General features: G+C 30.9%; 11 protein-coding genes. 1 reads left to right on the top strand and 10 read right to left on the bottom strand.

Going from position 1 to position 9285, the window contains the following annotated elements; genetic code table 11:
* Nucleotides 1–52: 52 nt before the first annotated feature.
* From scfB to I6U48_RS20635, 9 genes are all read right to left on the bottom strand, one after another.
* Entirely contained in the window at nucleotides 53–1417 is a 1365-nt protein-coding gene (gene scfB / locus I6U48_RS20595) for a thioether cross-link-forming SCIFF peptide maturase (protein ID WP_218322361.1), read from the bottom strand.
* A 94-nt stretch (nucleotides 1418–1511) separates the two neighbouring features.
* The gene (gene scfA, locus I6U48_RS20600) at nucleotides 1512–1649 is read right to left on the bottom strand and encodes a six-cysteine ranthipeptide SCIFF (RefSeq protein ID WP_216440072.1); all 138 of its coding nucleotides are present in this window, start codon (nucleotides 1647–1649) and stop codon (nucleotides 1512–1514) included.
* A gap of 100 nt (nucleotides 1650–1749) precedes the next feature.
* Nucleotides 1750–2118 (bottom strand): TIGR04086 family membrane protein, encoded by a 369-nt coding sequence (locus tag I6U48_RS20605; RefSeq protein ID WP_218322362.1) that lies wholly within the window; start codon nucleotides 2116–2118, stop codon nucleotides 1750–1752.
* 60 nt (nucleotides 2119–2178) lie between these two features.
* Nucleotides 2179–2496 (bottom strand): preprotein translocase subunit YajC, encoded by a 318-nt coding sequence (gene yajC / locus I6U48_RS20610; RefSeq protein WP_246615476.1) that lies wholly within the window; start codon nucleotides 2494–2496, stop codon nucleotides 2179–2181.
* Nucleotides 2497–2673: 177 nt separating this feature from the next.
* Nucleotides 2674–3804: a tRNA guanosine(34) transglycosylase Tgt gene (gene tgt / locus I6U48_RS20615; protein ID WP_218322363.1), complete on the bottom strand. Its 1131-nt coding sequence runs from the start codon at nucleotides 3802–3804 to the stop codon at nucleotides 2674–2676.
* 23 nt (nucleotides 3805–3827) lie between these two features.
* Nucleotides 3828–4853 (bottom strand): tRNA preQ1(34) S-adenosylmethionine ribosyltransferase-isomerase QueA, encoded by a 1026-nt coding sequence (gene queA / locus I6U48_RS20620; protein ID WP_218322364.1) that lies wholly within the window; start codon nucleotides 4851–4853, stop codon nucleotides 3828–3830.
* Between the two features lie 48 nt (nucleotides 4854–4901).
* Nucleotides 4902–5963, bottom strand: coding sequence for a Holliday junction branch migration DNA helicase RuvB (gene ruvB / locus I6U48_RS20625; protein ID WP_218322365.1), 1062 nt, complete (start codon nucleotides 5961–5963; stop codon nucleotides 4902–4904).
* A 17-nt stretch (nucleotides 5964–5980) separates the two neighbouring features.
* Nucleotides 5981–6574: a Holliday junction branch migration protein RuvA gene (gene ruvA, locus I6U48_RS20630; protein WP_218322366.1), complete on the bottom strand. Its 594-nt coding sequence runs from the start codon at nucleotides 6572–6574 to the stop codon at nucleotides 5981–5983.
* A gap of 157 nt (nucleotides 6575–6731) precedes the next feature.
* Nucleotides 6732–7340, bottom strand: a complete 609-nt coding sequence (locus tag I6U48_RS20635) for a hypothetical protein (RefSeq protein ID WP_218322367.1) — start codon at nucleotides 7338–7340, stop codon at nucleotides 6732–6734.
* A gap of 158 nt (nucleotides 7341–7498) precedes the next feature.
* Here I6U48_RS20635 and I6U48_RS20640 point away from each other — a divergent pair, with 158 nt between their 5' ends.
* A complete protein-coding gene (locus I6U48_RS20640; protein ID WP_218322368.1) occupies nucleotides 7499–7750 on the top strand; it encodes a hypothetical protein in 252 nt (83 codons plus the stop codon).
* 163 nt (nucleotides 7751–7913) lie between these two features.
* Here I6U48_RS20640 and I6U48_RS20645 read toward each other — a convergent pair whose 3' ends face one another.
* Nucleotides 7914–8960 carry a PocR ligand-binding domain-containing protein gene (locus I6U48_RS20645; protein WP_218322369.1) on the bottom strand — a complete coding sequence of 349 codons (1047 nt, stop codon included), beginning with the start codon at nucleotides 8958–8960 and terminating at the stop codon, nucleotides 7914–7916.
* Between the last annotated feature and the right edge of the window lie 325 nt (nucleotides 8961–9285).

Genomic DNA, 9285 nt, shown 5'->3' on the forward strand with positions numbered 1-9285 from the left:
GAAATACAACTATACTGTAATAAACAACCTGTTTTTCAAAAACAATGTAGTGCTATTCCTGCATTGTCTGAGCTTTTAGTGCAATTGCACATTCTATCCTCTTCTTTTGCATCTTGCACCCTAGATGATAAGGTATACTCATATCACCATTAAAGTTATAATTGTTTGCTTGGCATCCTCCACTGCAATAGAACCTTGCCCAACATTCTCTGCATTCTGGTTTATTATATATATGTGCAGATTTAAACTTGTTAGCTATTGCTTTATTTAAATCACTGCTCTCAATATCTCCCATTTTAAAGTCATTATTACCTATAAACTGATGGCAAGGATATACATCTCCATCTGGAGTTATAGCCACATATTCATGACCTGCTCCGCAACCAGATATTCTCTTATAAACGCAAGGTCCACCTTGTAAATCTATGTTAAAATGATAGAATTTAAATTCTCTTCCTTCTCTGCATCGTTTTAACATCTCTTCATAAAGTTTATCATACTGCTCAAATATCATTGGAAGATCTTCTTCTCTTAACGATAAAGGATTATCATCAGGTAAAACTACTGGTTCTACTGAAATTTCATCAAACCCTTCTTCAGCTAAATGTTTAATGTCTTCAAAAAAGTCAGTATTTTCTCTTGTAAATGTTCCTCTTGCATAATACTGTTTTGACTTGTCTCTCATCTCTACCATTTTTTTGATCTTAGGCATTATTGCATTATAAGATCCACTACCATCTACTCTAACTCTAACTTTATCATTTACTTCTTTTCTTCCATCAATACTTAGTACTATATTTCCCATATTCTTATCTAAATAATCCATTATTTCATCATTTAATAAAGTTGCATTGGTTGTCATCGTAAATCTTATACTTTTATTATGAATTTTTCCCTGCTCTTTTCCATATTCCACAACTTCTTTTATAAGATTAAATGCCATCAATGGTTCTCCACCAAATAAATCTATCTCAATATTTTTTCTAGGTCCAGATTTTTCTATGACAAAATCAATAGCCTTTTTTCCTACCTCTGGTGCCATTATCTTTCTGCAACCTTTGTATTCTCCTTCATCTGCAAAACAATATTTGCATCTTAAATTGCAATCATGCACTATATTTAAGCATAATGCTTTAATAAAAGAAGGTGCTTCGTCGCTGCTTAAAGCTATGTTTTCATATAAATCCTTTGAATATAAAACTCCCTCTTTTATTAATTCCTCTATTTCATTATAGGCTTCCTCTATATCTTCTACCGAATGCTTGTCTTTGTATTTATCAATCAATTCTCTTTTTTCTTTAAGTCCGTCTTCATCTAAAATATCATATACTAATTCATCTACTATATGTACTGCTCCAGAGTTTACATCTACTAAATAATATTCCCCACCCTGGATAAACTTATGAATATCTGCCAACTTTTTTTCCTCCCTAAATAAATAGTACCAATTATTTTATAAATGTTCACTTAAATTTAAAGCAGTAACATAAATGTTACTGCTTTAATTTATGTTAATTTTCACAAGCTAAGTTAGCTACTGTGCAAGAAGTTTTACATGCTGATTGGCATGAATTAGCACACTCTTTGCATCCTGGCTTCTTTAAGCTGTCTTTTATATTTGTTTTGTTTATAGTTTTTATATGTTTCATATAAAATTCCTCCATTCATAAAGTTTTCCGTTTGATTATAACACAAACTTTTAGCAAAATAAAGCTAATTAATAAACAAGTGTTTAATATTGACATTTCCTTAAAGGTTTATTCCAAGCATTCCTGACAACATTCCAACTATCATCCCAAGTGAAAATCTCTCTATTCTGTTAACTCCTATTACAGCCGAATTACCTGAAATTACTGACACCAGATAAATGATTAGAAAATATAGGATTGTAACTATAATTCCTATAAGCCAGCCTCTTCTTTTTACTTTTTTTACTGCATATACAGATCCATACATTATGCTGACTAATGTTGTAATTAAATAAAAGGCTGAACTTACTTTTTCATTAACATCCGTAAACGTCATTATTACTGCAAAAATTAAAAGTAATGCTACTGTTAAAATAAATCCCCTAAGTACCCCTTCCGCAGCAGGAAGGTAGCTAATGTCTCTTTCCATTTTAAAACACCTCCCATCTAATAGTATCTATGTAGAAAGAAGATGTTTTATGATTAAAATTTAAGCTTTTTTAGTATCTGCCTTTTTTTCTGAACTATTATTTGTTTCAAGTTCTGAAAGCAAAGTTAATACTCCTGTTTTATCTAGCTTTATTCTAATCTTATCTGGACCAGTTTGAAGTATTATAAAGTTATCTTGTATGTTTATTATCTTTCCTATTATTCCACCTTTTGTCATAACTTCATCATTGACCTTAAGGCTATCAAGCATTCCTCTATACTTCTTTTTTCTCTTATTTTCTGGAACTATTATTATTAAATAAACAAAAGCCATCATAATTACTAGCGGAGCAAATCTCAACAAAGTTGAAATATTCATTTAATTCACCTCCTTTTTTCAGATAAATCTCTAGCTTAAATACTTTTTGGGATAAAGATACTTTAAGCAATAGATTTTAATACCTATTTAATTATATAAATTTCTAGATATTCATCTTAAAATCCTTTATTATATGTGATTTTCAAGAATAATAGTTATTTTATTTTCTATATATTATTAAGCTCTCCCACCCCACTGCTCTAGCTTCTGTTTTTTATATTCTGCAAAATAATCACCATCAATAGCATTCCTTATTTCTTTCATAAGATTGTTATAGAAATAAAGATTATGCAAAACACAAAGTCTCATAGCAAGCATTTCTTTTGCCTTAAACAAATGCCTTATGTAAGCTCTTGAATAGTGTCTACATGTAGGACACTGACAGCCTTCATCTATTGGATTGCTATCAAGCTCAAATTTAGCATTCATTAAATTAATTTTGCCTTCTTTTGTGAAAACATGACCATGTCTTCCGTTCCTTGCTGGAAGTACACAATCAAAAAAATCTACTCCGCGTTCTACTGCCTCTAGTATATTGCTTGGTATTCCAACACCCATTAAATATATAGGTTTATCTTCTGGAAGGTGTGGAACTACAGAATCTATAATTCTATACATTTCTTCATGAGTTTCACCAACTGCTAGACCTCCTATTGCATATCCATCAAGATTCATCTGTGTTATTTCCTTGGCATGTTCTATCCTTATATCTTCATAGACACCACCTTGATTTATACCAAAAAGCATCTGCTTTTTATTAATAGTATCTGGGAGTGAATTTAATCTATCCATTTCATCTTTACATCTTTGAAGCCATCTTGTCGTCCTAGCTACAGATTTTTCAACATAGTCTCTTGGAGATGGATTAGGTATACATTCATCAAAGGCCATAGCTATAGTTGAGGCCAAGTTGCTTTGTATCTTCATACTCTCCTCTGGACCCATAAATATTCTTTTTCCATCTATATGTGAATTAAAGTACACACCCTCTTCTTTGATTTTTCTCATTTGAGATAAAGAAAACACTTGAAATCCACCTGAGTCTGTTAATATAGGTCTATCCCAGTTCATGAATTTATGCAATCCACCCATTTTGCTAACTACTTCATCACCTGGTCTCAAGTGAAGATGATATGTATTAGAAAGCTCAACTTGACATCCTATTTCTTTTAAATCCATACTAGATACAGCACCCTTTATAGCTGCTAAAGTTCCAACATTCATAAATACTGGTGTCTGCACTGTTCCATGAGGTGTAGTAAACTGACCTCTTCTAGCATTTCCAGACTTCTTTAGTAACTTATACATTTAAACACTCCTTTTAGATATTATTACTTAATAAACATAGCATCTCCAAAACTAAAAAATCTATATTTATCCTTAACTGCCATTTCATAAGCATTCATTGTATTACTTTTTCCAGCTAAAGCACTTACTAACATTATTAAAGTAGATTGTGGAAGATGAAAATTAGTAATAAGATTATCAACTACCTTGTACTTATATCCCGGGTATATAAATATATCCGTCCATCCTGATTGTTCTCTTACTCTCCCATTCTCATCACCTATAGTTTCTAACGTTCTACTGGACGTAGTTCCTACAGCTATTACTCTCTTTCCATTTTCTTTAGCACTATTTATTAAGTCTGCCGTTTCTTTGGACATACTGTAATATTCTGAGTGCATATTGTGTTCCTCTATATTTTCAACTTTAACAGGTCTGAAGGTTCCAAGCCCTACATGTAATGTTAAAAATGCTAGTCTAACACCCTTTTCTTTAATTTTTTCTAAAAGTTTCTCTGTAAAATGCAATCCAGCAGTAGGTGCAGCTGCAGATCCTTGTTCTTTTGAATACACAGTTTGATACATTTCCTTATCTTCTAATTTTTCTTTTATATAGGGAGGCAAAGGCATTTGTCCTAATTTATCAAGAACCTCTTCAAATATACCTTCATATTCAAATTTAACTATTCTGTTCCCTTCTTCTCCTATTCCTATAACTTCTGCCCTAAGTTCTCTATTACCAAACATAAACTTCGCTCCAATTTGAGCTCTCTTACCTGGCTTAACTAAAGTTTCCCAACTATCAGCATCAATTCTTTTTAATAGTAGAAACTCCATCTTGCCACCAGTATCTTCCTTTTCACCAATAAGTCTTGCTGGAAGCACTCTTGTATCATTTAAAACAAGACAATCTCCACTATCTAAGTATTCAATTATATCTCTGAATATCTTATGTTCAATCTCTCCTGTCTTTTTATCTAATACCATTAGTCTTGCTTCATCTCTCTTTTCGATTGGATGTTGAGCAATTAACTCTTCTGGTAAATAAAAATCAAAATCTGTAACTTTCAAATTTTTCATCCTCCATTTCACTCATCCTGTGTAATTATAAAAGTTCTTTTAATCAATATTTTCTTTATTGTCAAAAACAGAAAATTGATTCCCTGATTTATTATTAATATTAGAAGACTTTCTAATCCTATTCAAATGTTTGTAGGCAATGTCTGAAACTACTCTTCCCCTTGGTGTTCTAATTATAAAACCTTTTTGAAGAAGATAAGGTTCGTATACATCTTGTATTGTATCAAGCTCCTCACCAACAAAATAAGATAAAGTTTCTATCCCTACTGGTCCTCCATTGAAATTATCGATTATAGCGGTTAAAATTTTATTATCTATACTATCGAACCCTTCTTTATCTACATCTAACAATTCTAAGGCTTCTCTTGCAATACTTAAATCTACAGTTCCATTTCCTTTAACCTCTGAATAATCCCTAACCCTCTTTAACAATCTGTTCGCTATTCTTGGAGTTCCTCTAGACCTTTTCCCTATTTCAATCGCTGCTTCACTATGTATTTCTACATTAAGTATTTTTCCAGATCTCACTATAATTTCTTTTAACTCGTCATCTTCATAATATTCCATCGGGCATAACACCCCAAATCTATCTCTTAGTGGCGACGTCAAAAGTCCAACCCTAGTCGTTGCTCCGATTAAGGTAAACTTAGCTAAATCAAGTCTTATAGATTTTGCTGATGCTCCTTTTCCTATTATAATATCTAGAGAATAATCTTCCATTGCAGGATATAAGATTTCTTCAACATTTCTGTTTAATCTATGTATCTCATCTATAAACAGCACATCATTATCATTTAAACTCGTAAGAATCGCTGCTAGATCTCCTGCCCTTTCAATAGCAGGTCCAGATGTAACCTTTAAAGTTCCTCCCATTTCCACAGCTATTATATTAGCTAAGGTAGTTTTTCCGAGTCCAGGAGGTCCGTAAAGCAATACATGATCCAATGCTTCTTTTCTTTTTTTAGCTGCTTCTATAAATATTTTCAACTTCTCTTTTACTTTTTTTTGTCCAATATATTCGTTAATTCTTTTAGGTCTTAAACTATATTCATTATCTTTATCTTCCTCTATATTTGCAGGTGTTACAATCCTACTTTCCATAAGCTATCCCACCATTTCTAACTCATCAAAAATTTTAATGAATTTTTTATTATACTTTCTAAAGAATCTCTCTTATCGACAGCTTCTAAAGCTTTTTGTGCTTCTTTTTCCGAATATCCCAATGCAACAAGTGCTTCTAGTGCCTCTGAAACATTCTCCTTTTTTTCTTCTATATTATCTTCCATGTTCTCTATAGATACGAGTTCATCTGTCTTTATTTTATCTTTAAGTTCCAATATAATTCTTTGTGCCATCTTTTTCCCTATACCTGGAGCCTTTATTATAGTTTTTTCGTCTCCAGACAGAATAGCATACTTCAAATTATTTACATTGCTTATAGATAACAATGAAAGTGCTGCCTTAGCACCCACTCCATTTATGGTTAAAAATAATTTAAACATATTAAGTTCTTCTCTAGTTAGAAATCCATACAATCCAATAAAGTCTTCTCTTACAATTTGTTGAAGATAAATCAGAACTTCCTCTCCATTTTTGGGGAGCTTTGCTAAAGTACTTCCTGAAGTATATATCTTATATCCCACTCCATTATTTTCAATTACTATGTAATCTCTGTACATTCCCTCATAAATTCCTTTTATATATTCATACATAGTATTTCCTCCAAAATTTAAATAAATATGAAACTCCTTCTCCTGCCGTCAAATGAGTAAGCGATCATCTCAAAATCATAGATTTTAGATGCCTGCTTATATTACTTTACCATTTAACTAAGTTTAATTCAAGTAAACAAAAAAACCTTAAAGACTATTATTCGTAGTCCTCAAGGCGTGCTTCTGCATCTTCCCGAGTATCACATTGAAAATATTTATCACCTTTATTTAAAAGTTGAATATCTGCTTGCTTTAATTTATCAATTTTAATATCTGTTATATCTCTTTTTTCATTTTCTATAAACATATTACCATCTTTGTCAGTTTTATAGATAGCAACATATCCATCTTTTATGCCTAGTACATATTTATTTGGAGCATAGCTATCAACCTTTTTCATTAAAACAACTTGAGAAGAATTTATGCTTTGTACCTCATATCCATCATTCTTGTATATTGCTTCAACATCATCTTTCTTCTTTCCAGCTAAACTTCCAACTGATTCTTCTTTTTCGACAATAACATCTCCACTCTTGCTATACTGAACTTTAAATAATATAGTAGAATCACGCGCAACTATTAAATCATTATTAGAGTTCGTAGCTAAGCTCCCCATCTCTTTATCTTTATTACTACTATTCATTTTATAATTATTATTCCTGATACCTATAGTTTTTAGTTTATTTATACATATATAATAGCTTAGACTAAATATTGAAATAGTTAAAAATACTAATAAAAAAGTTCTTTTTTTCCTCTTATCCATAATATCCCTCCTAGTGAACATTATGGACAATTATTCTTTTATTATTCACATTTCTTACATTTAATATCAAATTTAGCTTTAAAAATATTATAGTAATAAAAACATTCATTAATGAAACAATAAATATATAATATCATTAACATATTGGAGGTATACATATGAAACAAAAATATTCAGTAATAATTGAAGATAAAAAAAGTTCCTGCACTGTTAAACAAGTAAGCCAAAACACCTATGATCAAATACACAATATGATAAAAAATGGTGCTGATGACATGAAAATACTGAATAGTCTTACAGAAATAACTACCACTGAAGATAACATCGTATTAAGTGGAGTTAGTACAAATGAGGCTATAGGCTATGTTTCTGATTCAGGTCAAAATTATGTTATAGTACATTCAATATAAGTTTGATTTATAAACAAGGAGTTGTCGCACTATAAAAAAACACACCAGAAAGTTAACTTTCAGCGGTTCTTATATATAGTTCGGCAGCCCCTTTCCTCTCAATATAATAATCCCAATAATGATCTCAATTTTATCGTCTTTTTTCTATAATTATATACATAGTCTATTTATGAAACTTTGCTAGACTAGTTAATTCATTTGATATAACCGCAACTTCATGTAAACTTACATTAACTTCCTCAATAGCTGCTGATTGCTTCTCAGTAGTTTCTAATGTTGAATTTGATGTTTCAACTGTTTTATCCACAGAATCTTGTATTTTATTAGTAAGTTCTGATATTTTCAAGGCTGTATTCTTTGAGTTTTCCGATAGTTTTCTTATTTCTGCTGCAACTACTCCAAATCCTCTTCCTGCATCACCAGCCCTTGCTGCTTCTATTGCAGCATTTAACCCTAACATTTTTGTCTGATCCGCAATACTTTTTATTGAATCTAATATGGAATTAATTTCTACAGATATTTTTTTCACATTAATAATTTCTTTACTTAAAGCATGTTGATTGTTTATAACATTAACTGACCCTGCCGCCAATTCTTCCATTTTTGATGAAATCTGGCTAAAACTTTCTGATAACACCTGTGATGTATTTTTTAATTTTAATTCCTCATATCCTATTCTTGAAAGTGAGTTTGCGACAATATATAAAACTTCTGCGGCTGCCTTTATGTTTTTTTCTGTTGTAACCTTTACTTTGTTTACTGCCTTTATATATCCATCTTCACTAACACCTATTTCTTTTGCAGTTTTTCTATATATTGCTTCATCTGGAGAAGATGTCAAGATTTGTCCACCTAGAATTGTTCCGATTTGTTTTCCATTGACTATTATTGGAGCTGCAAAATCTATTAGACCCGCATGGCAAGTATAAACGTATGGCTTTCCTGTTCTTGTAGCCTCTTCTCCACCTCTTTTATGTGACTGTGCGCACCTATTATCACCTATCTTAGTAGAATGAGTAAAATCCATACAAAAGCTTGTATATGAACTTGGTTTAGTTACAGGATTACCATGGGTGTCTACAGTCACACTTGCTATATCCATGCTTTCTGCAAAATTGTCTTGAAATCTTTGCAGCACATCAATATCGATAAGATCTTTTATTTCAAGTGAATCTATATCAATATTATTACTATCAACAACTTTTAACATAAAATTTCCCCCAATATAAACTTATTTTTATGCACCATAATTTTCAGGTTACTAATTTATAGTATGCATATTTCCTAGTTTCAACATTTCTAAACAATAAATTAATATTATATATTTCGTTTGGATACAATACTACTTTAGTTTGCAGTTTATTTTTCTTTTAAATCTAAATATCGAAATTATACACATAATAATAATACCCTTAAATGCGGGTAAATCTATACACACACTTAAAGGTATTATTATAAAAAACATATATATTTATATATTATTATATCTAGACCCGAAAACTATTAATACATACTAGCCTTCAAATCCTTCTGGG

Source organism: Clostridium thailandense, from assembly GCF_019207025.1.
Taxonomy (GTDB): Bacteria; Bacillota; Clostridia; order Clostridiales; family Clostridiaceae; genus Clostridium_AM; species Clostridium_AM thailandense.